Here is a 22029-nt window from a genome sequence, read left to right as displayed (position 1 = left end):
GCATTCGATCAAAGTGAATTTGTCTAGATTTTGAATTTCAATTCACTACTTAACCTTATTTATCCACATCAACATTTAATGGGATTTTTAATATCTGGCCGGGCGTCACTTCGATCCCATTTAAATGATTTGCATCTTGAATAATTTCTTCACCATCACGATTACCATAATATTTCATTGAAATAGTAAATAATGTTTCTCCTCTTTGAACTTCGTGATTAATCTCTTCCACTCCTACAGTTTCACTTGAATCTGTTTGGGGTTTTACTACATTTTTTATCTCATTTTTGATTGGAGCTTTTTTCTGAGATTCATTCTTTTTTTGTTTTTTTAAATGCTCTGTAGCAGCTAATTCAACTTTTTCAAATTTATTTGAAGGAATGATTAAACTTCCTTTTTCAGTAAAAATTTTATCGTATTTACTATGTACAAACTTCACAACTCCAAATGGTAGCATGATAAAGATTATGACTAAAGCAGTGATTAAAGGATATTTTATTTTCCACCAAGGTCTTCGTTGATCCTCTTTTATTTTCATTGTTTCACTTCTTGGTGGTAGATTTAACAAATCAACAACTTTATTTTGATCACTTATTTTCTTATTTTTATATTTCTTATTTTTTTTCTTTCGACTTAAGTCAGCTATACTATTAGTCTGAAGCTCATTTTTCATTCTTTGTCTTCACTTTCCAAACTTAATTTCATATACATTCCTAAAACATAATCTAAGATAAAATGTGCGATAAATACTATAACAATATTATTTGTTTTCAAATATAAGTAACCTAAGAAAAAACTTTCAATTAATACAATAGTAAGTAAAATCGGTTTTTTCACATATCGAAAATGAACTAAAGCGAATACAACTGATGCAATAATTAGTCCAAATTTAGCTTGAATAAATCCTCTAAAAAATAATTCTTCTGATAAAGCGATTAAAATACAAAGTATAGTCATTTCAGGAACTGAAAGTGACGTAAAGAATCTTTTATTAAATCCACCATCATCCAACAAACGCTCCGGAATCGTATAATTTAATAAAATATTAAATAGGACGAGTGAAAATCCAGCTCCGAATCCATATAAATATGTTTTATAACTTTTAAATAAATATAAATCATCTAGAAATTTTTCTGTACCAATAAAAAAAGCAATACATAAAATAGCGATTACTAAAATGATTAACTGCGTACCATATACACTTTTCTTCAAATAGTTAACTGGAATTTCTTGACGGTTTAATTCGCTTTCCATATAGATTCCTCACAGCCCCAATTTATTTCTTAATTCTTGTTCCCATGAAAGTACGTTAGTATTTCCATATTTCTCTTGATCATTTGAACAATACTCTTCAATCGATATACCACAAATGTTACAGCAATTTATTGGTCTCTGTACTAAAATTTCATCAAAAAGTAAAAGATATTTTTCGCGATAACAAGTGGTTGAAGATAGAAAGTCGATCATCGCTTTTAGTTTTAAATATTTTACTTTTTTCCGCTCCGAAATTAACTCTTTAATCGATTCTATTAAGTCATTATTTATTTTTTCTAAATGCAAGTTTTCATCTACGATTACATTAAATTTAACCATTTCAGAATGTAGCGTTGTCCACTGTATTTCACTAAATTGAAAAACTGCTTTCCAATTATTCACGAGCGTTTCAGTCAATTTGATTGGGTTTTCTTCTAATCTTTTTAAATACGTTAGAAAAGACTCAACTTGATTTACAGAAAGGATTTCGTCATCAATTAACCTTAGTGGTAACTCATGATCTTCTTCACATACAATTAGTATTGCTATACTTGGCTCACCATCTCGGCCAGCTCGTCCAATTTCTTGAAGATAATTTTCGATGTTTGAAGGATACTGATAATGAATTACAAACCTTACATTTGGCTTATTTATCCCCATACCAAAAGCACTTGTACAAACTATGATATCTATTTGATTTTGTATAAATTGTTGTTGAATTAAAATTCTTTGTTCATGTTCCATTCCACCATGATAATAGGCGACTTTGCAATTTAACTTTTCTCTTATGGTATTTGAAATTTTCTCGCAAGCAGCTCTTGTACCACAATAGACGATGCCTGGACCTGTTAATTTAGAAAGATGGTTAGTTAAAGACTTGATTTTTTCTATTTCCGTATCTACTTTTTCAACTTGAATGGCTATGTTCTCTCTATTAACTGAATTGATATATTTTTGAACATGTTTTAACTGTAAAGTTTCAATTATTTCTTCTCGCACATTTTTGCTAGCTGTAGCGGTTAAAGCTAAAACCGTCGGATTATTTAATTTACACTTTATTTCCCCTAGAGTTTTATATTCTGGTCTAAAATCATGCCCCCACTGAGATATACAATGTGCTTCATCAACAACAAATAACGAAATTCTAGAAGTAGAAAGCTTTTGAATTAAAAATTGATTTTGTAACATTTCAGGCGAAACAAAAATAAACTTAAAGCTGCTAATATTATTAAATAAATATTTTTTTTGCTCAAAACTTCTGAAGCTATTTAGTGCAATTACTCGTTTATCTCCAAATGCTTTAATCTGCTCTACTTGATCCTCCATAAGGGAAAGTAATGGAGAAACGATAACTACAACGCCTGGCAAAAGTAGCCCTGTTAATTGATATAATAATGATTTACCCCCACCTGTAGGGAGCATTGCTAAAACATCCTTCGAGTTTAACAAGTCAGTAATAATTTCTTTTTGGTTATTTCGAAAACTTGAATAACCAAATTTTTCGTATAGAAGTTTATTTAGGTCCATGTAAATCACCCATTCTTGCAAGAGTAATACGAATTTGAAAATATGTTACCTCATTTAATAAAGCTTCTTTAATAATTTTTAATTTCCTTGTATTTAGTTCGATAATTTTATTTTTTATCATAGTAAATTGCTTTGTTGTTATAAAATGATTAATTGGAAATAATTTATCACCTAATACACACTCAACTATATGATCCTCTATTGTACTTATCTTTAAATTACGAATCTGAGCTATTTCTTGAATTGTTTTACCATCAGTAAATAATCGCTTCGTTTCAATAGAGGTATTCGTAATATTAGAACTTTTATCTCCATTAACAAATTTACTTAACAAAGGATAATGATTGTTTGGTTCAACCAAAATAGTGATCATATGATGTAATGTATTAATCGAATTAAGATAAATTTTTTCAACACTCACTTTGTGTTCTGATGCAATTTGTTCAAGAGTCATGCCATAAGCATTTGCTCCAGACAATCGTCTTACAAATTGTAATGCGTCTTCGTCACTTATATTTTCTAAAATTGTATGCAATTCATTGTAAAATTGTTTAACTAATTCGTTTTTATTCCCAGTAAAATTAAGAATCTCATTTTTTACCCAATTTTGTATATCGTGGTCTTGAATAACTGCCCTAAAATATTTTGAATTCATATTCAGATTGGAAACCGTTTGAAAAAACAATGAAAATCTTTTCCAAAATACCTTTTGAATACTAGAAAACCTTAGTCCGTTTATATATGTAAATTCCATAAACTGTAGTTTTTGATTTGCCAGATAAGCATGACCATTTTTATTTAACAAATAGATATTCTTATTTTCAGACTGACCTATATACCCCTTATCCTCTAACCCATTGATAATTTCTTGCATATTCTGATGAGTAAGGAAATGAAAAAGTCCGAAAAATGATGTGACTTGATAAAAATGAGAATCTTGAATAATTTGAGCACTTTGTTTACCTTTTAATAAATACATTATACCTTGGATCGTTCGTTCACCATTATATCGATGAAGTAAAAAAAGGATGATTTCTTCCAATATAGATAGCTTAAACATCATAAACCTCTCAAATAAAATTATTCCATTAATATATTTAAATATTTTTTCGAATAATAATTAGTAGTACAAAAATATTTGTGCATTTTTTCTAAATAGTTTTTATTTCTTCTAGCTTATCATATGTATCAATTACCAAACCATTTTAAAGATAGAAAAATCATTATTTATTTTATTTGGGATTTCATCATTTCTCGTTTTTTTCAAAACCTTGTACAATTATATTGAAAAGTTTTGGAAACCGTTTTAAAATGTTTACAGGTACATTACAAAAATAGTATCTGTAACAAAAACAGGGAATAATTTGGGAGGTCAATACAATGGCAAAATATACAATCGTTGATAAAGACACTTGTATCGCATGTGGCGCTTGTGGCGCAGCTGCACCTGATATCTATGACTATGATGATGAAGGGATCGCATACGTTACTCTAGATGATAACCAAGGAATCGTTGAAATTCCAGACGTTTTAGTTGATGACATGATGGATGCATTTGAAGGATGCCCAACAGACTCAATCAAAGTTGCTGACGAAGCATTCGATGGCGACGCTTTAAAATTCGAATAGTAAAAACTGCGGCGAAGTTATTTCGTCGCTTTTTTTATTAAATAAAAAACAAGAGCTATGCGTTTATCACTCATTTAACACTTTGAATTAGTTCATTAAGACATAGAAACATCCAGTTTTATCTTCTTATTTAATCCCAATATTTTTGAATTAAGTCAAAACATACATTGAACAGTTTGCCAAGGTATTATGAGAAAACTAATTATTTCCTTATTTTACATATTCAGAATTATCTAATAACTTGTTATAATAAATAAAACATCATGAGAGGATGATCAGCATGGAACAGATGACAGTTACCGAGAAAAAGATTTTTTTAAACAAGTTCTTAGAGAAAAAACAGGTAAAAAAAGACATCGAATTGATATTACACTTTCTCCTTGCTGTTGATGAAGTACTAACAAACATCTCGTTTGTAGATGATGCAAAGAGTACACCAAATGGCATTGTCATTAATTTTCGAAAGGATAACTATTCACAACCTCAGGTTTCATATTACGAAAATAGTTTGAAAATTGATCTGACGTCGGAATCGATTTACCATAAACTTCGATTGCATGGGAAGGAAACACCGTTTTATCTTGAGTTGTTATTTGATGTGATGCCGATCGAGTACGCTTTAATCTTAGATACTAATCCGTTTTCCACAACTACCATTGAATCAAACGATGAAGTGCAAGCAGAAATCGATGCGTTTCTTTCATCGCTTGTAGTACAAACATCGCAAAAACTTCTGCTTTGTCAAATCGACAAAGCACTTGATGAACGCAATGAACAACTGTTTCTTTTCTTAACTTCTCAGCTAAAATATTAACAAATAAACCATCTATCATTTGATAGATGGTTCTCTTTTTTCCTATCAATAAAATAAATATGAAGTACAAAATTCGCAGCTAATCACTCGAATAGAGGTACATAAAACAAAAAAGTGTCTACCAAAAAATTTAGTAGACACTTTCATTTATTTATACGTTATGAACATTCATTCTTTGAGTTAACCAAACCTTTAATTTAGGGTAGATAACTAAGAATAAGATCATGATTAATAAACCTTTAATTGCATTAAATGGCATAATTGATGCAACTATTACTTCATTTGGCAGTTTAAAATTCATGAAATGTGCATATGCAGGTAATAACACAAAATAATTTAAAAGACTAAGGATTCCAGTCATCACTACTGTACCAACGATTAATCCAAGAGTTAGCCCTTTTACAGAACGATATTTTCTAAAGAAATACGACGCAGGTAAAATATATAATACTCCCGCACTAAAATTAGCAAATTCTCCAATTGGTACACCAGTCATACTTCCATTAATAACATAATGTAGGATGTTTTTTATTAACTCTATTCCTATTCCTGCTACAGGACCAAAAACAATTGCGCCTATTAGTGCTGGTACGTCACTAAAATCAATTGTAAGCCAAACTGGAAATGCAGGAAGTGGAAAGTATAGCATCATGAGTACATAAGAAATACTGCTAAGCATTGCCACTATCACCATTTTATTTACTTTGTTGCGTTGTTGCATTATACCTCTCTCCTTTTTCCCGATCATATCAAGAAAAATGAAAGGTTCGCTTAAGTTGCGTTATTTTTTGCACATATTATAATAAGTCCGAATTAAAAAATGAAAAATAGTATAAAACTATGCAAATAAAATAAAATCCCCTATTTTTTTGAAATAGGGGAGAATTTTCAGTACGCCAAATAAGCGTTCAAAAAGAAAAAATTTTTGAACTCGCGAACCTCCATCTTCTCCCATCCAGACTATACTGTCGGCTCTAGAATCGCACTAGATCCTGCCCAAAAAATCAGGCTCGCGGGCTTATAAGCAATGCTTAATTACCGCCGGTGGGGAATTTCGCCCCGCCCCGAAGATAGATCGTTTATTAAATTACAGTTTAATGTTACTAAATTAAATACAGTTTGTAAATAAAAATCTCCAACTAATCATTTAAGCATTCCTTAGGTTTTCTTGGCAATGGAAATTGTATCTTCACTATTTCTTTCGCTAATTCCTCTTCCATTACAATTGCTGGATTCGCCATTTTTTCTCCTTAAATCAAAAATAGAACTTCACATATAAATGTACTTTACCGAATTTATGAGTAAATTACATTTATAATGGAAGTTCTAAAAAAAATCGCTCTTTTCAACACGAATTATCAAGGATTTGAAACTATTTTTAATTCATGAAAATTTTTATCTGATATAATATCCTTTAATTTCTCTCGATTTCCTCCGATAAATAAAAGGCCAATCGTTAAAACAAACACAACAATCAACAAACATCTCCTAAGAAAATCAAACATTGTTTGCCCCCCTACCTAAAGAAATGTGAAAAGTGTTTAATCTGGACAATAACTCGTGGACTGACAACTGGTGATTCAAAAAAAATTGAACTAAGCCCTTTAAATCATTTTCAAACCTTTAACTCTTTATGTATATTTCTTAAGATGTATTGAGTAAATCAAAAAATATAAACGCCAAGAGGTACTTTAACTAAAACATACACTCAAACATTCTATGATTGAAAAAACTTATTTATACAAAAAAAATAGCGATTGATTAGAAAAATTTAACTATTCAATCGCTTTTCTTTATTTATTTTTTATCGGTTCGAAATACGATTGCTCCTCGTTCGTATTCAACATCTTTAATATTTAGACGTGTGTTGATTAATCTTGCAAGTGCAAAGAAATAATCAGATAATCGATTCAAATATAAAAATACTGGAAGATGAATATTTTCTTGTTTCATTAATGTTACGACTGTTCTTTCGGCACGTCTCGTTACCGCTCTTGCTTGATGAATGATTGCAGCAGGTTTTGACCCACCTGGTAAAATAAAACGTTGTAACGGGGGAGTTGCTTCCATATATTCATCGATTAATGTTTCAAGCTCTTCAACCATTTTCTCTGTCGTTTTAAAAGGGATGCTATCCTTTACTACTGCCAAATCACCACCACAGTCAAATAGTTCATGTTGGATCTTTTGAAGTGAATTGTAAATATCCCTCGTATCTTCATGATCTAAATAGGTCATTGCGTACCCAACGATTGTATTTACTTCGTCAATTGTCCCGTAAGACTCTACCCTTAAGTCATCTTTATCTACTCGTTTACCTACTAAGCTAGTCTGACCTTTATCCCCAGTTTTTGTATAAATTTTCATGAAAAACCTCTCCTTTTTTCAATTTTAAATTACAAAACATTACTTTTATAAATAATGACCTTTTTATTTGTTTCGGGATTATCTAAAATTTGAAAAGATGTGTCGTATAAACCTTTTAATAAATTTTCACTTAATACTGAGTCTGTTCTTCCTTCAATATAAATTTTTCCGTCCTTTAATCCAAGTAATCGATCACAGTATAGACTTGCTAAATTTAAGTCATGAAAAACAGTTACAATCGTTTTATTCTCTTGTTTTTGTAATTCCTTTAAAACGTCTAAAATTTTAATTGTATGCATTAAATCTAGATGGTTACTTGGTTCGTCTAAAAAAATATATGGTGTTTCTTGAGCGAAGCATTGTGCAAGAAATACTCTTTGACGCTCACCACCACTAATTTCATTTATGAAGCTTTTTTCCATCTTGTTTGTACCAGTCATCATCATTGCATTATTTACTGCAGTTTCATCGATTGTGGACCAGCTAGGAAAAAAGGAAGACGAATGAGCAAGACGGCCAAGTTTAACTGTTTCTTTTACCTCATAAGAATATGTATAGGAATTTTGTTGTGATAAAACAGCAATCTTTTTTGCTATTTGTTTATTAGACATACTAGTAACAAATTCTCCATCCAACATTACATTTCCTTTAGACGGCTTAAAAAGTCCACAAAGAATATTTAAAAACGTTGACTTTCCACTCCCATTTGGACCAATAATTCCTAGCCATTCTCCTTGATTAATAGAATAAGACAGTTCATCCAAATCAGTATGAATTCCATCATATGAATATGAGATATCTTGACATTTGATCATACTTTTCCCCTATTTCTTTTCAAAGATAGTAATATAAAAGCAAATATTGGCGCACCAATTAAAGATGTAATTACCCCAATTGGTAATTCTCTAGGAGCTAAAACAATCCTAGATAAAATGTCAGATCCAATTAAAAATATTGCGCCATTGATCATCGATAATGGAAGTAATTTTTTATGTAATGGTCCTACCATAGTTCTAGTAAAATGAGGAACAACTAATCCTACAAATCCTATTGTTCCAGAAACAGCTACTGCTGCACCAGATAAAATACTTCCAGTTAACAAAATTAAATAAGTGGACTTTTTCACATCAATTCCGATATGTTTTGCATTCGTGCTACCAAATGTCATCGCATCTAGCTGCCTATTTTGACTTAATAAAATTAAGAAAGAAATGATTAAAAACGGTAATAAACTAAAAGAATACTGAATGCCCCTCCCACCAATATTACCCATTAACCATCCAATTACTGCACGTAATTCATTATTTGAAAAAGTTATAAATAATGATATTAATGCAGAACAAAATGAACTTATTATAATGCCACCTAGTATGATTGTCTCTACATTTAGAGATCGATCTAGTTTTCTAACAAATAGTAATAATAAGATGAGTGTTCCAAATCCAAATAATATACTAACAACAGGTAAAGTAAAATAAGTTACAAATGGTAAGCTTATTTGAAAAAATAAAACAACCACCGCTCCTACAGAGGCACCTGAAGAAACACCTAAAGTAAAAGGATCAGCTAATGGATTTTTAAGTATTCCTTGAAATGCAACACCTGCCAACGAAAGGCTCGCACCGACTAATGCAGCTAACATAACCCTTGGCACTCGTATATTCATGACAATTGTTTGAATATCAGCTGGAACATACTCTGTTTTAAATAGAGCATCTGAAAAGCTAGAAATAATAGAAGAAAAGGGAATCGATGTAGACCCGATCGAAACCCCTAAAATAAATAAAAAAATTAATAAGATAATTGGAATTAAAAAGATTGAATATGTATTATTTATAAAGCTCTGGGTAAACCGCCTTTGCAATTGCTTCGACTCCCTCTGCAAGTCTTGGACCTGGTCTAGATGTTGTATCTGAATTAACATCATATACACGGTGATTTTTAATTGCGTTTACTGTTTGCCAGTTTTTTCTAGCCATTACAGTTTTTTCTAGATTTGGAACATAATATCCATAAGTTGTTAAAATCACATCGGGATTCGCTTTAATCGCTGATTCCTCACTATACTTTACCCAACCTTTTTCACTTTTTGCTACGTTTTTAGCATGAACAATCGAAAGCATTTCGTCTAGGAACGTACCTTTACCTGCTGTATATATTTCTGGTGGTCCTGATATTTCAAGCCAAACCTTTGGATTTGTAGTTACTTTGGCTGTTTTTTTGCTAATTTCATCTAATTTTGTTTTCATACCAGTTACTACTTTTTTCGATTGCTCAGTTTTCCCCGTTATCTCTCCAACTTGTTGAATTGTATCATACACATCATTAATAGTTGCTGCATTTTTTACGACAAAAACATTAATCCCCGCTTGTTTTATCTGTTCTAAACCATCAGCAGAAATTCCTAAACTTGATTCATGCGCCAAAACCAAATCAGGTTTTAATGAAATAATTTTTTCAACATTATATGTCATATCGGCATTATTTCCGCCAACTTTATCAATTGATTTTACTTCTTTTGGATAATTGTCAAAATCCGTTACCCCTACTACATCCTTGCCATCACCAATAGAAAACAAGATTTCAGTATTACTTGGAATAAGTGATACTATTCTTTTAGGTGCTTTTTTAAAGCTAATTTCTTTGTTCGTTGCATCTTTTACAGTCATTGGAAAAGTTGCTTGTTCACTCTTACTTACATTCGATTTTTTTTGTGTCGAATCATTATTACAACCAAATAATCCTAAACACAATAACATAATGATCAAACCTGATAAAAACTTCTTCATTTAAATCCTCCTAATATATTTGGAAAGCATAAAAAAACCCCATTCATTTTGAACGGGGGCTGAAACAACATATAAATACAAGAAGTCTTGCAATTGCTGCTTCAAATTCTTACTCCCCGAAGAATTGAACAAGGATGAATTTAGCAGGTCTACTGACTTTGTTTCAACCTACTCCGACCTTCCCATTCTTAAAGAACAGTGGCTATTCGTTTCGTCCACATTACAGTTGCGGGGACAGTTCTGGATTATACCAGATTCCCTTTTAAGCAATATTTGCACTAAACTCATCAATATTTCATTAATTCAATCGTAAGATAAATTGGGTAAGAATTCAATTATTTTATTTATTTGTTTATTATTTTACTAACCTTTTATTTGTTTTTTATGTGTTTTGCAGAAATTTCGTCTCTAAACATGATGAAATATGTTTTATATGAAACAAGATTACTCTACATCTTTTTCGTTCATTCGTAAATTATGCGGTATTTTAACCTTAAATGTCGTTCCCTGTCCTACTTCACTATAGACCTGGATTGATCCACCATGTGCTGTTACAATATTTTTAACGATTGATAAACCTAAACCCGTTCCACTTCTACCTCTTGTCCGAGCTTTATCCGCTTTATAAAAACGTTCAAATACAAATGGTAAATCTTCTTTTGAAATCCCTGCACCTGAATCAATAAAATTAAATGTAGTTGATCGTTCATTTTGATTTACTGAAACAATTATTCTTCCATTTTCATTTGTATGTCTTATTGCATTATCAATTAAATTTGTAAAAACCTGTTCCATTCGATCCTCATCTATGTAGATATTTGAATGTGGAATGTTGTCAATTTCTCCAAATAGCTTAATATTCTTTTCCTTTGCTAAACCTTTAAACTTGCGTAAAATTCGATCTACAAATTGAACTAGAGGAACGAACTCTCTATTTAATTCAGTAAAACCGTTCTCCATTCTTGCTAAATCTAACAAATCATTTACTAATCGACCCATTCTAAGTGACTCATCATAAATGATTTGTGACAATTCTTGCATCTCTTCCTTGGATTCTGCTACACCATCAACAATCGCTTCGCTATAGCCTTGTAATAAGGAAATAGGCGTACGTAGTTCATGAGAAACATGTGCTATAAAATCTTTTCTCATTTTTTCTAAACGTCTTTGCTCTGTAACATCACGAATCACCGCTACAACGCCTCTTATAGTTGTTTGATTATAAAGAGGCGACATTAATACTTGCCAATTGCCTTGATCGAAATTTAATTCAATAAATTGCTTTTTCTCACTTTCGACTACTAATACAAATAAATCTAATAGTTCTTTCGTTAAAACAAGTGAAGAAGGTTCTTCAAATTGATCATCATTTAGCATTTTCAAAAAGCGTTCAGCTGGTGGATTTGATGTCACGATTTGACCTTCTTTATCAATCGAAATTACACCATCTACCATACTTGTAATAATATTAGAAACTTTCTCCTTCTCTTGTTTTAATGCATTCATATTAAAATTTAATTGTTTACTCATCTTGTTAAATGAATACGCAAGCTCTCCAATTTCATCACTTGAATGAATTGGTACTTTCACATTAAAATTCCCTGAAGTCATACTACTTACAACTTCTTTCATCTTTCTAAGCGGTGCTGTAATTTTAGATGAAAGAAAGAATGAGAAAAATGTTGTTAAAACAATCCCAATCGATGCCGCGAGCAAGACAAAATTAGTCGTTTGGTGAATCATTACTTTTACAGGTTGTAATGTTTGGTATATAAATACAGCTCCATTATTTGAGTTTGTATGTAATGGAACGCCCACTACTAATTTTTCTCTCTCACTATTTTCACCATAAACAAGTCTTTTACTGACCTCTTTATTATCAGTTAACGTTTTTTTTAGGATTTCATCATTTTTTATTTCTTTAAAAGGTAGCTCCTGTATTCCATATGTATTATTTGAATACCATGGCTCTTGACCGTCAATAGAAATGATTACTCTTGAATATCTACTAACAATATTATTTGATAAATACTCAATATCTGAGAGTGGTTGACCATTTTCGATTAATTGTGCAATTTTTGTGGCATCATCTTTCATATTTTGTACTTGAAGGTCAATATAAAATTTTTCAAAAAATCCTATTAAGACAAAGGTCAAGAATGATAATACAAGAGAGACTAGTAAGATAATTGTCAGCCAAAGCTTGCCGACTAAACTCCTTACGATCATTACTCCTGACCTACTTCAAATTTATAACCGACACCCCAAACAGTGACGATCATTTTCGCAGCATCCTCAGAGCTTTTACTTAATTTTTCTCGCAGTCGTTTTACATGTGTGTCTACTGTACGTAAATCTCCGAAAAAATCATATTGCCAAACTGATTTTAATAATGTTTCACGATCAAATACTTTGTCAGGTGCCTTTGCTAAAAACAACAGTAGTTCGTATTCTTTTGGCGTTAAACTGATCTCTTCTCCTTCAACAATTACTTTATGAGCATCATTATCAATCGTTAGATGCGAAAACACAACGATATCCTTCGCAGAAGAATTGTCTGAAGTAAATACTGGTACAGTGGAAGAACGTCTCAATAGAGCTTTAACTCGAAGAACGACTTCACGCGGACTAAATGGTTTAACGATATAATCATCCGTCCCTACTTCAAAACCTTGAACTCGGTTTGTTTCTTCACCTTTTGCCGTTAACATGATGACAGGAGTTGTTTTTGTTTTTCGTAATTCCCTACAAACTTCAATTCCATCAATTTTAGGCATCATCAAATCTAGTACGATTAAGGAATATTCATTCTTTAATGCTAAATTTAATGCATCCTCGCCGTTATCAGCTTCATCAATACTATAACCATCACGTTCCAAATACATTTTTAATAATCGTCTAATACGATCTTCATCATCTGCTATTAATATTTTTATATTTTGATCCATAATTTCGACCCCCTCTTCATAATTTTACATAATAAAAATTGTATATTCTAGTATAATTTGTGAACATTTTTACATAATTCTTAGAATTTATTATTTCCATAAAATAGTGAAAAAAAACTAGGAAGTAAGTGTACCATTTATAAGGAAGCATTTAAATAAACGCGGATCAAAAATAGAAAAAAGCCCTGTAAAGGAAGGTTTATCCTTTACAGAGCTTTTTTTAATTACGCATAAGAGTGTAAGCCTGCAATGATTAAGTTAACAGCAATTAAGTTAAACATAATAATTGCAAATCCTAATACGGCTAACCAAGCAGACTTTTCACCTTGCCAATTTCTTTTGAAACGAAGATGTAAGAACACTGCATAGAATAACCATGTGATTAATGCCCAATCTTCTTTTGGGTCCCAACTCCAGAACTTTGTCCAAGCAATTTGAGCCCAAATCATAGCAAAGATTAATCCACCAAGTGTAAATACCGGAAAACCAATTGCTACAGCACGGTATCCGATTTCATCTAATAATTCACTATCGACTTTTTGTACAAAAGGCTGTAAAAATGCACCAATTCGTTTTCTTAAAATTAAACGGATGATTGCATATAATGCTGCACCAGCAAAAATTGACCAAATTACAGTGTTTAATTTCTTAGCATTAACCATTGCTGGCATTTCTGCAAGAGCTTCAAATCGATCTTTTGTAGTCAATTCACCTTTATGTGGGCCAACAAGTGACGGAAGATTATAGACCATTTCTTCTTGTACTTTATCTTTATTAATCCAATTATATTTTGCTTCGTATCCAGATGCAGTAAATGCTGTTGAAATAACGACGAAACCAACTACAGTTACTAAGAAATATAAAACTGCTTCTAGCCAGAATGTTTTCTTTGTTGATCCTTTTTGATCGATATTTTTAATTAAATAAATTAGTCCAGTTATAAAGCTAATCGCTAAAATAGCTTCCCCTAAGGCTGCTGTCGTTACATGGATATGTAACCAATAGCTTTTTAAAGATGGAACTAATGGTTTGATTTCATGTGGAAATACTGATGCATAAGCAATGATGATAATTGACAACGGTAATGCGAATAATCCAATTATATTTAAGCGATACATAAAATAAATCATGATAAACGCAAAAATTAACATCATTCCAAAGAATGTAATAAATTCAAATAGATTACTTACAGGTGCATGTCCAGCAGCAATCCATCTTAAAATAAAATAAGTAATTTGCGATAAGAATCCAATTAATGTAATCGTAATACCAATAGTACCCCATCTATTAGGACCATTATCATTTGTTTTCATCGAGCCGCCAAAAAAGAAAGTAGCTACAATATAACAAATAAACGCGATAAATAAAAAATTACTACTTAGCTCGTACATATTTTCCCCCTATTTAAACTCTATTCATTAGCTTGTTGATCAATCGGCAATTCAATTTTTGTGTCTTTAAACACTTTCTTTAATTCCATCTTTAAACCATAATAGTTTTTATTTGTAAATGCCGCAACCCAAACTTCCCCATCTTGATTTTGGATCCAAACGCGTCGGTGATACCAATACATACCTTGAATTACACCAATCATAAAGATTGCTCCTCCAAGTCCTAGTAACCAAAGAGTTAAATCTTTACGTACTGTTAAACCAGTTGAATCTTTTGTTTCAATACCTGCAAATGACATTTTATATTTGTTTTCACCATTTGGTTCAATATTTTGTTTGATCGCAACAAATGCTACTTCACCTTTTGGTGTTTTTGGAGTAGTCATTTTAAATACAAACGCTGGATTGTTCGGTTTTCTTGTTTTTGTATCAGGTTGACCATCAGAGTTAAAATAGAAATCTGGAAAATAATTTTTAAGTTCTACTTTATAGCCATTTTTCAGGTCATATACTTCTTTAGGATTTTGTAAATCTACTGTTATTGGCCCTAATTTTTCACCTGTTTGTTTATTTTGTAATGTAAATAAAAATGCACTAAATTCACCAATTCGATAATCTACTTGATATAGAGCGAAGTTTTGGAACTTTAGAGGTTCATTAACTTTAATACTATAATCTTTTACTTTTTTAAGTTTTGGATCTTCTCCTGGTATTAAATTTCCTTCGCGTTTATACAACGTCACATCGGCTTGATAGTTTTTTGGAATTTTATCATTGCCGAAGCGCTCAATCGCTTTTTTATAAACTTTACCCTCTTTATCTTTATCATACGTTTCCATATGGAAATCATTTAATTTAATATAATAGTTTTGGTTTGTACCAACGACAGGTTTTAATTCACCTTCTTGAACCCAAAGGGCCTTATCCATATACATTCCTGGTACATATCTCATCATTACCCCAATAAGGAAAATAATTAACCCTATATGGTTTACATATGGACCCCAGCGAGAGAAACGACCTTTTTCTGCTAGAATATTGCCGTTTTCTTCACGAATCTTATAACCTCTTTTACGCAAGTTAACTTTAGCTTTTTCTATTTCGTCTGGAATCTGTTCAACTCTACTAATTCCAAACATTTTTTGTCTTTTTAAAAAGTTTGGATGTCTAGTAACAGTTTGTTTGTTTAGAGCTTTATAGAGTGGTAAAATTCGATCTAAACTACAAATTACTAGTGATATCCCAATCGATGCAACAAGTAACATGAACCACCAAGAGTTAAACGTATTATCCAAACCAATTGCATCGTATATTTTACCAAAGATTCCATATTCATCTTGATAATACGTTGCAGGATTCGCAGTAGGTGGTAGTAAATCTCTTTGCGGAAAAATAGTACCTAAAGCTGCTGCTACTAGCGTAATTAGAATAATGATAACAGCTACTTTTACAGATGAGAAAAACGTCCATATTTTATCTATATAAGTTTGATTATTAACGATTGATCTTCTAGCAGTCCCTTCATAGCGCATATCAAGTAATTCGGTTGCTTTTTCATCTTGAGGTTTACCACATGACTCACATATTATAGTACCTACATGATTAAGATGACCACATTCACATTTAAAAGTCTCCATTTTATTTCCCCTTACTAATGTACACTCATCATTTTGGTAATATTTCTTTAATATAACTTTCAAAAGAATTCGGTGTCATTTGACCAGTTACGATTCTCTTTATTGTCCCATCCGGACTTACAAAAAACGTAGTTGGTAAAGGGTTAACACCATATATATTTAAAACCTCTTGATCTTTATCTATTCCGACTGGAAAATTAAGTTTATAATCGCTTACAAATCTTTGTACTGAAAATTTTGATTCATCTGCATTCATTGCAAGTAACTCGATCCCTTTTCCCTTATATTTCGAATAGATTTCATTCATAAAAGGCATTTCTCGCTTACATGGCTCACACCAAGTACCCCAAAAATTAACAATTACGCCTTTTCCTTTTTCACCTGAAAGAGTATAGCTCTTACCAGTACTCAGCTCCGTCATAGCAAAGTTTGGTGCTGTACTTCCTTTAGTAATAACTTCATCTTTCTTAAAGAAATTTATGTAAAAAGTATAACCAATTGCACAAACCAAAACTAATAAGATAATTGTTCGAATTAACGTTCTATTTTTCTTCATATATACAGTTCCTCCCATATGATAGAATATCATTATTTCCTATTCTTGAATAGAAATTTGATACGTTTCAAAAAAGACTAAATTTTCAATCTTTTAACCTGGAATATTAAATGTTTGAAACATAGAAAAAACTCGGTATTTACCGAGTCGTAGTGAAAAAATAGGGTATCAGACTGAATTAAAACACAGTTTCTAAAAGTATTAACCGGATTATAAATAAGTACGATAAATAGGTAAGGTAACCAAATAAGAAAGCAGTGATCAATAGTCTGACTTATCATTAGCGTGGCTTTGCTGTAGCCATTGCTCTTAGCTTTTTCACTTCATGAGGTGATAGTTCTCTTGCATCACCAGGAGTTAATCCAGTCAAATCTAAAAACGCATATCGTTCACGTTTTAACTTCATTACAGGTGTACCAATCGCCTCAAGCATTCTCTTGACTTGACGGTTTCTTCCTTCATGAATGATCAGTCTTACAATTGCAGTATTTTTACTTTTATCAAGTGAAATCATTTTAACTTGAGCTGGAGCAGTTTTCCCATCTTCAAGTACAATTCCTCTTTCTAATTTACGTAACTGCTCTTTAGTTGGAATCCCTTTTACTTTTGCGATATATTCTTTATCTATTTCATATTTTGGATGTTGAAGTAGATTTGAAAATTCTCCATCATTTGTTAATAGAATGATACCTGATGTATCAAAGTCCAATCGACCAATTGGATAGATACGTTGTTTAATCATTGGAAAAAAGTCTGTTACAACTTTTCTACCTTTATCATCTGAAACACTTGAAATTACACCTGATGGTTTATATAAAAGGAAGTAAACTGGTTCTTCTTTATCAATCGGAATCTCTTCCACTTCAACACGATCGTTACCACTTACTTTTACACCTAACTCAGTAACAACCTGACCATTTACTTTCACTTTTCCTTCTTTAATTAACTCTTCTGCTTTACGACGAGAAGCAATTCCCGCTCTAGCAATAACTTTCTGTAATCTTTCCATTCGATCATTTCACCTCTTCAACCATCATACAGATTTATACAATTGAAAACAAGTGGCAGCTAGAAGGTTTTTTGTGAATAAAGTGTGTTAAACGCCAAATCTAAACCATAATTCCATTTTTCAAGTCGTGCCCCCATCGTAATTCATCCCCTTAATACCTAGTTCCTTTCCTTCTCTCAATATCATATTTTCAAAAATCTATCATATAATTTACTAGATTTGCAGAAATGAGGTAATAGATATGAATTTAACTTTAAAACACTCCTCAGCTTTTGACCGTTCTAAAATTATTACGCCAGGTAGTGTCCTTATTACTAAAAAGAATGAAACAATCTATATGCTTGTTTATGAAGAAAATGAAGACGATTTTCCATATGTACTTGTCTCATTAACCGATGCTAGACTAGTCCAAAATTATGACATTATGCCAACCCTAGGAGATATTGAAGATTGGATTGGTGAAGTCACAATGGTAACTCAAAAAAACAAACTATCTATTACAATTCAAGCAAATTACTAGTTTGCTGTTTAATCTATTAGAAACCCGTCAATAATATAATAAGTAAAATGAAAAAGGAGCTTACTATATGAATTATTCTTTTAATCCAGCAGTAAAATATAATTCAGTTGGTTCGTTTAAATTAGGCGATGTATTTTTCACTTCCGATAAACCTTCAAAAGCATACAAATTAATCTATGACTCTACAGAAACTAACTTCCCTTATATTTTATTATGCTTAGATGATGCTATCTCAATTCAAAGCTTTGATGATATTCCAACAATCGAAGATATTGAAGAGAATATTGGAGAAATTAAATTCACCGTTCCAAAAGAGAAATTACTTCTTGTGATCAATTAATATAAAAACGTAAATTACTTAATCAAAAACGCCATCGAAATTAGGATGACGTTTTTTTCATTTTTTTGAAAAACGATTTTTGTTTTATTACTACTGGATTCCAACTTTCCTTTAGGCGAGATTTATGTATTTTTTATCTTTTTTAATTGATATTATTTTGATTTATTCTTTTCTTAATTTTTAGTATAAATCCTCGAGATTCTTGTTGGATTCACTCTAATTTATTAATGATTCGTGATCTAATTTTTTAGTTCACGTCATTTTAATTGGAGTTTTGACTTTTTTATTTGCTGTTCGGCCATTTTTAATTGCAGTTTCACCTTTTTTATTTTCACTCTACAATTTTCTTTATTCCAACTATATAAAAAAACGTCATCCATTAAGATGACGTTTTTCCAGAGTGTTGAAATATAAAGACGTCAATAGGGAAAACGGACTTTAAATGAACATTTAATAATGATAAAATTAGCATTTTTTGAATGATCTTTTAATGGTTTTAAATGTAAATGTGTTTGAGCAATTTCATTATTCCAATAACACTAGTAATGATTTTTTTTAGAAGTTAAAACTATTATGGGCTATTTTTAGGAAAACAAATTCGATTGTTTAGTTTAATAATTGTTCGATATTAATTGATGTACAAGCTGATTACAAAAGTTAGGTTACTCTAAGTAAAGGCTATTTGACTAGCATTTATTGTAAACTTTTTTTGTTTGAATAAGTTGATTGGAGCGGAGGGGTGATCGACTCCTATGGGATTAGCGGGAAGGCTGAGACCCCACAGGCTTGCCGAGGAGGCAAAAGAATCTCGCCCCATGGAAAGCGAGCACCCTGTAGTGGAAATCAACATCACTCTACTCTTTTTACGAAAATTTGATAATTAATTGACAAGGTAGTTTTTCAACAGCATGAAAAAACGTCATCCATTAAGATGACGTTTTTCACTATTAAGCAAATACGCTTTCCAACGTTTCGTCTGTTTGTTCGCTCCAATATTTTAACCATTTTTTTGCGCCTTCAAGGTCATGTAGTTTTGCTTGGCCGCATTGAAGTTCATTTGCAGCCGGTACTTCTTCAACTTGTAATCCAAGTTCAGCTGTTTTACGTAATAAAGTGATTACTTCTGAAATTGAAGGTGTACCAGCAATGATTAAATAAAATCCTGTTTGGCATCCCATTGGTGATAAATCAATAATTTTAAAAGGGTCACCTGCAGGTACTGCTTCACGAACGTTCAAAGCTAATAAATGTTCTAAAGTGTGAATTGTATCTGGCTTCATTGCTTGCTTATTTGGTTGGCAAAAACGAATATCATATTTTGTAACGACTCCGTCTGTACCAACTGCATGAGTACCACAGTGTCTAACGTAAGGAGCAACAACTTTTGTGTGATCTAATTCAAAACTTTCAACTGATGGCATATTTTATTTCCTCCTAAATTACATCTCTCTATTTTTTTGTAGCTTCAACGATCCATACAAAATCATTATATTGTTCGAATTTCACTTCAAATCCATTTTTTTCAAAATGTGAACGAACAACTGGAATTAATGGATAATATTCTCTAATTAAATCATCTCTTAGATTGATATAATTTGCATTTTCTGCTTTTATAATTTCATTCTTATAATCGTTTTCAGTTAGAAACATTGTATCCGCAAATACGATTTTTCCATTTGAGTTCAATAATGAGCTATATATTTTAATAGCTTCATATTTTTCTTGATCAGTTAAATGATGAAAAACGTATGAACTTACAATTGTATCGATTCCGGCCTGTGGTTTAGGAAAATCAATTAAATCTCCGTCGTGAATCGTAATATTCTCGCCTAATTTCTTTGAGGCAATAATTCTCATCTCAGGAGATGGTTCGATTGGAAATACATTTTTTCCTTTATCAAGAAGTAACTTTGTTAAATTCCCTGTACCAATACCAAATTCAAGGACGCTGTTTCCACTTCTATTAACAATTTCATTCAGTATTTCATCATAACGTCGAAATGCTTCTTTATATTCTGGGTCGTGGCCTTGAACAAAAGAATCGTAACTTTCTGCCCAACCAGTAAAAACATCTAAAAACTCTCTACCCATTTATCTCACCTTTGATGTTTGAAATATTAATGCTTGTTCTAGGTCTTCAATTAAATCTTCTAAATCTTCTAGACCAACTGATAATCGAATTAATTCATCAGAAATTCCTGATGCAATTCGTTTTTCCCTTGGTATTGAAGCATGCGTCATTTTTGAAGGAATACCTACAAGACTTTCAACTGCTCCTAAACTTTCAGCTAATGTAAACCACTTTAATTTACCTACAAATTCTTCTGGATCTAAACCTTCTTTTAATTCAAAAGATAACATGCCACCAAATCCACTGCTTTGTTGTTTTGCTAATTCATGATTTGGATGTGTCGATAATCCAGGATAGAAAACTTTATTTACATTTGGATGATTCGATAAAAACGTCACAATTTCATGCGTATTTCTTTCATGCTCTTCCATTCTTATTCCAAGTGTTTTAATACCACGTTGTAATAACCAGCTATCGTTAGGTCCTAAAACGCCACCAATCGAGTTTTGATAAAACGCTAATTCTTCAGCTAACTCTTCTTTATTCGTTACAACAATTCCAGCTACTACGTCACTATGTCCTCCAAGATACTTAGTTCCACTATGAACAACAATATCAGCACCTAAAGTAAGAGGTTGTTGCCAGTAAGGAGTAGCAAAAGTATTATCAACAACCGTTAATAAGTCATATTCATTTGCAAGTTTTGCAATTGCTTTAATATCAGTAATTTTTAATAATGGATTACTAGGTGACTCAATAAATATTGCTTTTGTATTAGGAGAAATTACATTTTCTACTAAAGTAATATTACTTGTATCAACAAATGTAGCTGTTATACCTAAATTTGATAATACTCTTGTAAGTAATCGGTAAGTACCACCATAAACATCATCGCCTACTACGATATGGTCACCAGTCTTGAATAAACTAAACACAGTATGAATTGCTGCCATTCCAGATGCAAATGCAAACCCAGCAACACCGTGTTCAATATCTTTCATTAACTCTTCAAGAGCATGTCGTGTCGGATTGCCTGTTCTGGAATATTCAAATCCCCTATGTTTGCCAACAGCATCTTGTTTATACGTACTAGTTTGATAAATTGGAACACTAACCGCACCAGTTGTTTCATCTCTACTAATTCCCCCGTGTATTAACGCCGTCTTTTTCTTCATAT

General features: G+C 31.6%; 23 protein-coding genes and 2 riboswitches. Of the genes, 4 read left to right on the top strand and 19 right to left on the bottom strand.

Annotation, left to right across the window (positions count from 1 at the left end; genetic code table 11):
- Positions 1-55: 55 nt before the first annotated feature.
- Genes MY490_RS08960 through MY490_RS08945 form a run of 4 tightly spaced genes read right to left on the bottom strand, consistent with a single transcriptional unit; the run spans position 56 to position 3841 of the window.
- Positions 56-673 (bottom strand): LysM peptidoglycan-binding domain-containing protein, encoded by a 618-nt coding sequence (locus tag MY490_RS08960; RefSeq protein ID WP_248268884.1) that lies wholly within the window; start codon positions 671-673, stop codon positions 56-58.
- Positions 670-1254 (bottom strand): CPBP family intramembrane glutamic endopeptidase, encoded by a 585-nt coding sequence (locus MY490_RS08955; RefSeq protein WP_248268883.1) that lies wholly within the window; start codon positions 1252-1254, stop codon positions 670-672. Before MY490_RS08955 ends, MY490_RS08960 begins: the two co-directional genes overlap by 4 nt.
- Positions 1255-1263: 9 nt before the next feature.
- Positions 1264-2781 (bottom strand): RecQ family ATP-dependent DNA helicase, encoded by a 1518-nt coding sequence (locus MY490_RS08950; RefSeq protein ID WP_248268882.1) that lies wholly within the window; start codon positions 2779-2781, stop codon positions 1264-1266.
- Positions 2768-3841, bottom strand: coding sequence for a YpbB family protein (locus MY490_RS08945; RefSeq protein ID WP_248268881.1), 1074 nt, complete (start codon positions 3839-3841; stop codon positions 2768-2770). Before MY490_RS08945 ends, MY490_RS08950 begins: the two co-directional genes overlap by 14 nt.
- A 320-nt stretch (positions 3842-4161) precedes the next feature.
- Between MY490_RS08945 and MY490_RS08940 the strand changes: the two genes are divergently transcribed.
- Together MY490_RS08940 and MY490_RS08935 are read left to right on the top strand one after the other, a co-directional pair.
- On the top strand, positions 4162-4410 hold the full coding sequence (locus tag MY490_RS08940; RefSeq protein ID WP_025672247.1) for a ferredoxin: 249 nt from the start codon (positions 4162-4164) through the stop codon (positions 4408-4410).
- Positions 4411-4690: 280 nt separating this feature from the next.
- Positions 4691-5224: a YpiB family protein gene (locus MY490_RS08935; RefSeq protein ID WP_248268880.1), complete on the top strand. Its 534-nt coding sequence runs from the start codon at positions 4691-4693 to the stop codon at positions 5222-5224.
- 151 nt (positions 5225-5375) lie between these two features.
- Here the strand turns inward: MY490_RS08935 and MY490_RS08930 are convergent, their stop codons facing one another.
- The 12 genes from MY490_RS08930 to rluB all read right to left on the bottom strand — a co-directional run bounded on the left by MY490_RS08930 (position 5376) and on the right by rluB (position 17921).
- The gene (locus tag MY490_RS08930) at positions 5376-5945 is read right to left on the bottom strand and encodes an ECF transporter S component (protein ID WP_025672334.1); all 570 of its coding nucleotides are present in this window, start codon (positions 5943-5945) and stop codon (positions 5376-5378) included.
- Between the two features lie 218 nt (positions 5946-6163).
- A riboswitch (FMN riboswitch) is annotated at positions 6164-6300 on the bottom strand.
- Positions 6301-6582: 282 nt separating this feature from the next.
- Entirely contained in the window at positions 6583-6729 is a 147-nt protein-coding gene (locus MY490_RS08925; RefSeq protein ID WP_176522614.1) for a hypothetical protein, read from the bottom strand.
- A gap of 292 nt (positions 6730-7021) precedes the next feature.
- Positions 7022-7591, bottom strand: a complete 570-nt coding sequence (locus MY490_RS08920) for a cob(I)yrinic acid a,c-diamide adenosyltransferase (RefSeq protein WP_097977985.1) — start codon at positions 7589-7591, stop codon at positions 7022-7024.
- 29 nt (positions 7592-7620) lie between these two features.
- Positions 7621-8406, bottom strand: a complete 786-nt coding sequence (locus tag MY490_RS08915; RefSeq protein WP_248268879.1) for an ABC transporter ATP-binding protein — start codon at positions 8404-8406, stop codon at positions 7621-7623.
- Complete coding sequence (locus MY490_RS08910) at positions 8403-9455, bottom strand: FecCD family ABC transporter permease (RefSeq protein ID WP_248268878.1); 1053 nt, start codon at positions 9453-9455, stop codon at positions 8403-8405. Before MY490_RS08910 ends, MY490_RS08915 begins: the two co-directional genes overlap by 4 nt.
- The gene (locus tag MY490_RS08905; RefSeq protein WP_248268877.1) at positions 9421-10380 is read right to left on the bottom strand and encodes an ABC transporter substrate-binding protein; all 960 of its coding nucleotides are present in this window, start codon (positions 10378-10380) and stop codon (positions 9421-9423) included. Before MY490_RS08905 ends, MY490_RS08910 begins: the two co-directional genes overlap by 35 nt.
- Before the next feature lie 125 nt (positions 10381-10505).
- A riboswitch (cobalamin riboswitch) is annotated at positions 10506-10678 on the bottom strand.
- A 146-nt stretch (positions 10679-10824) separates the two neighbouring features.
- Positions 10825-12609: an ATP-binding protein gene (locus MY490_RS08900; protein ID WP_248268876.1), complete on the bottom strand. Its 1785-nt coding sequence runs from the start codon at positions 12607-12609 to the stop codon at positions 10825-10827.
- The gene (locus tag MY490_RS08895; protein ID WP_248268875.1) at positions 12609-13328 is read right to left on the bottom strand and encodes a response regulator transcription factor; all 720 of its coding nucleotides are present in this window, start codon (positions 13326-13328) and stop codon (positions 12609-12611) included. The genes MY490_RS08900 and MY490_RS08895 overlap by 1 nt, the downstream gene beginning before the upstream one ends.
- A 224-nt stretch (positions 13329-13552) precedes the next feature.
- Entirely contained in the window at positions 13553-14719 is a 1167-nt protein-coding gene (gene ccsB, locus MY490_RS08890; RefSeq protein WP_248268874.1) for a c-type cytochrome biogenesis protein CcsB, read from the bottom strand.
- A 20-nt stretch (positions 14720-14739) separates the two neighbouring features.
- The gene (gene resB / locus MY490_RS08885; protein WP_248268873.1) at positions 14740-16356 is read right to left on the bottom strand and encodes a cytochrome c biogenesis protein ResB; all 1617 of its coding nucleotides are present in this window, start codon (positions 16354-16356) and stop codon (positions 14740-14742) included.
- A 28-nt stretch (positions 16357-16384) separates the two neighbouring features.
- Positions 16385-16912, bottom strand: a complete 528-nt coding sequence (gene resA, locus MY490_RS08880) for a thiol-disulfide oxidoreductase ResA (RefSeq protein WP_248268872.1) — start codon at positions 16910-16912, stop codon at positions 16385-16387.
- 280 nt (positions 16913-17192) lie between these two features.
- Positions 17193-17921: a 23S rRNA pseudouridine(2605) synthase RluB gene (gene rluB, locus MY490_RS08875; RefSeq protein ID WP_248268871.1), complete on the bottom strand. Its 729-nt coding sequence runs from the start codon at positions 17919-17921 to the stop codon at positions 17193-17195.
- 241 nt (positions 17922-18162) lie between these two features.
- Between rluB and MY490_RS08870 the strand changes: the two genes are divergently transcribed.
- Together MY490_RS08870 and MY490_RS08865 are read left to right on the top strand one after the other, a co-directional pair.
- On the top strand, positions 18163-18441 hold the full coding sequence (locus MY490_RS08870; RefSeq protein ID WP_098231587.1) for a hypothetical protein: 279 nt from the start codon (positions 18163-18165) through the stop codon (positions 18439-18441).
- Between the two features lie 67 nt (positions 18442-18508).
- On the top strand, positions 18509-18781 hold the full coding sequence (locus tag MY490_RS08865; RefSeq protein ID WP_088010721.1) for a hypothetical protein: 273 nt from the start codon (positions 18509-18511) through the stop codon (positions 18779-18781).
- Between the two features lie 947 nt (positions 18782-19728).
- Here MY490_RS08865 and MY490_RS08860 read toward each other — a convergent pair.
- Genes MY490_RS08860 through MY490_RS08850 form a run of 3 tightly spaced genes read right to left on the bottom strand, consistent with a single transcriptional unit; the run spans position 19729 to position 22027 of the window.
- Complete coding sequence (locus MY490_RS08860) at positions 19729-20202, bottom strand: S-ribosylhomocysteine lyase (protein WP_069031830.1); 474 nt, start codon at positions 20200-20202, stop codon at positions 19729-19731.
- 28 nt (positions 20203-20230) lie between these two features.
- Positions 20231-20872 (bottom strand): class I SAM-dependent DNA methyltransferase, encoded by a 642-nt coding sequence (locus tag MY490_RS08855; RefSeq protein ID WP_248268870.1) that lies wholly within the window; start codon positions 20870-20872, stop codon positions 20231-20233.
- Positions 20873-22027, bottom strand: coding sequence for a bifunctional cystathionine gamma-lyase/homocysteine desulfhydrase (locus MY490_RS08850; protein WP_098429727.1), 1155 nt, complete (start codon positions 22025-22027; stop codon positions 20873-20875). It abuts the gene before it with no gap.
- Between the last annotated feature and the right edge of the window lie 2 nt (positions 22028-22029).

The organism is Gottfriedia acidiceleris (assembly GCF_023115465.1).
Taxonomy (GTDB): Bacteria; Bacillota; Bacilli; order Bacillales; family Bacillaceae_G; genus Gottfriedia; species Gottfriedia acidiceleris_B.
The sequence above is the reverse complement of the archived record's forward strand: the minus strand, read 5'-3'. Positions and strand labels throughout refer to the sequence as shown.

Coding starts and splice junctions, on each gene's coding strand:
- resB (WP_248268873.1), bottom strand. CDS start 16,356: ATGGAGACTTTTAAATGTGAATGTGGTCATCTTAATCATGTAGGTACT.
- MY490_RS08870 (WP_098231587.1), top strand. CDS start 18,163: ATGAATTTAACTTTAAAACACTCCTCAGCTTTTGACCGTTCTAAAATT.
- MY490_RS08850 (WP_098429727.1), bottom strand. CDS start 22,027: ATGAAGAAAAAGACGGCGTTAATACACGGGGGAATTAGTAGAGATGAA.
- MY490_RS08930 (WP_025672334.1), bottom strand. CDS start 5,945: ATGCAACAACGCAACAAAGTAAATAAAATGGTGATAGTGGCAATGCTT.
- MY490_RS08860 (WP_069031830.1), bottom strand. CDS start 20,202: ATGCCATCAGTTGAAAGTTTTGAATTAGATCACACAAAAGTTGTTGCT.
- MY490_RS08900 (WP_248268876.1), bottom strand. CDS start 12,609: ATGATCGTAAGGAGTTTAGTCGGCAAGCTTTGGCTGACAATTATCTTA.
- MY490_RS08950 (WP_248268882.1), bottom strand. CDS start 2,781: ATGGACCTAAATAAACTTCTATACGAAAAATTTGGTTATTCAAGTTTT.
- rluB (WP_248268871.1), bottom strand. CDS start 17,921: ATGGAAAGATTACAGAAAGTTATTGCTAGAGCGGGAATTGCTTCTCGT.
- MY490_RS08940 (WP_025672247.1), top strand. CDS start 4,162: ATGGCAAAATATACAATCGTTGATAAAGACACTTGTATCGCATGTGGC.
- MY490_RS08955 (WP_248268883.1), bottom strand. CDS start 1,254: ATGGAAAGCGAATTAAACCGTCAAGAAATTCCAGTTAACTATTTGAAG.
- MY490_RS08935 (WP_248268880.1), top strand. CDS start 4,691: ATGGAACAGATGACAGTTACCGAGAAAAAGATTTTTTTAAACAAGTTC.
- MY490_RS08915 (WP_248268879.1), bottom strand. CDS start 8,406: ATGATCAAATGTCAAGATATCTCATATTCATATGATGGAATTCATACT.
- ccsB (WP_248268874.1), bottom strand. CDS start 14,719: ATGTACGAGCTAAGTAGTAATTTTTTATTTATCGCGTTTATTTGTTAT.
- MY490_RS08925 (WP_176522614.1), bottom strand. CDS start 6,729: ATGTTTGATTTTCTTAGGAGATGTTTGTTGATTGTTGTGTTTGTTTTA.
- MY490_RS08920 (WP_097977985.1), bottom strand. CDS start 7,591: ATGAAAATTTATACAAAAACTGGGGATAAAGGTCAGACTAGCTTAGTA.
- MY490_RS08960 (WP_248268884.1), bottom strand. CDS start 673: ATGAAAAATGAGCTTCAGACTAATAGTATAGCTGACTTAAGTCGAAAG.
- MY490_RS08945 (WP_248268881.1), bottom strand. CDS start 3,841: ATGTTTAAGCTATCTATATTGGAAGAAATCATCCTTTTTTTACTTCAT.
- MY490_RS08855 (WP_248268870.1), bottom strand. CDS start 20,872: ATGGGTAGAGAGTTTTTAGATGTTTTTACTGGTTGGGCAGAAAGTTAC.
- MY490_RS08865 (WP_088010721.1), top strand. CDS start 18,509: ATGAATTATTCTTTTAATCCAGCAGTAAAATATAATTCAGTTGGTTCG.
- MY490_RS08895 (WP_248268875.1), bottom strand. CDS start 13,328: ATGGATCAAAATATAAAAATATTAATAGCAGATGATGAAGATCGTATT.
- MY490_RS08905 (WP_248268877.1), bottom strand. CDS start 10,380: ATGAAGAAGTTTTTATCAGGTTTGATCATTATGTTATTGTGTTTAGGA.
- resA (WP_248268872.1), bottom strand. CDS start 16,912: ATGAAGAAAAATAGAACGTTAATTCGAACAATTATCTTATTAGTTTTG.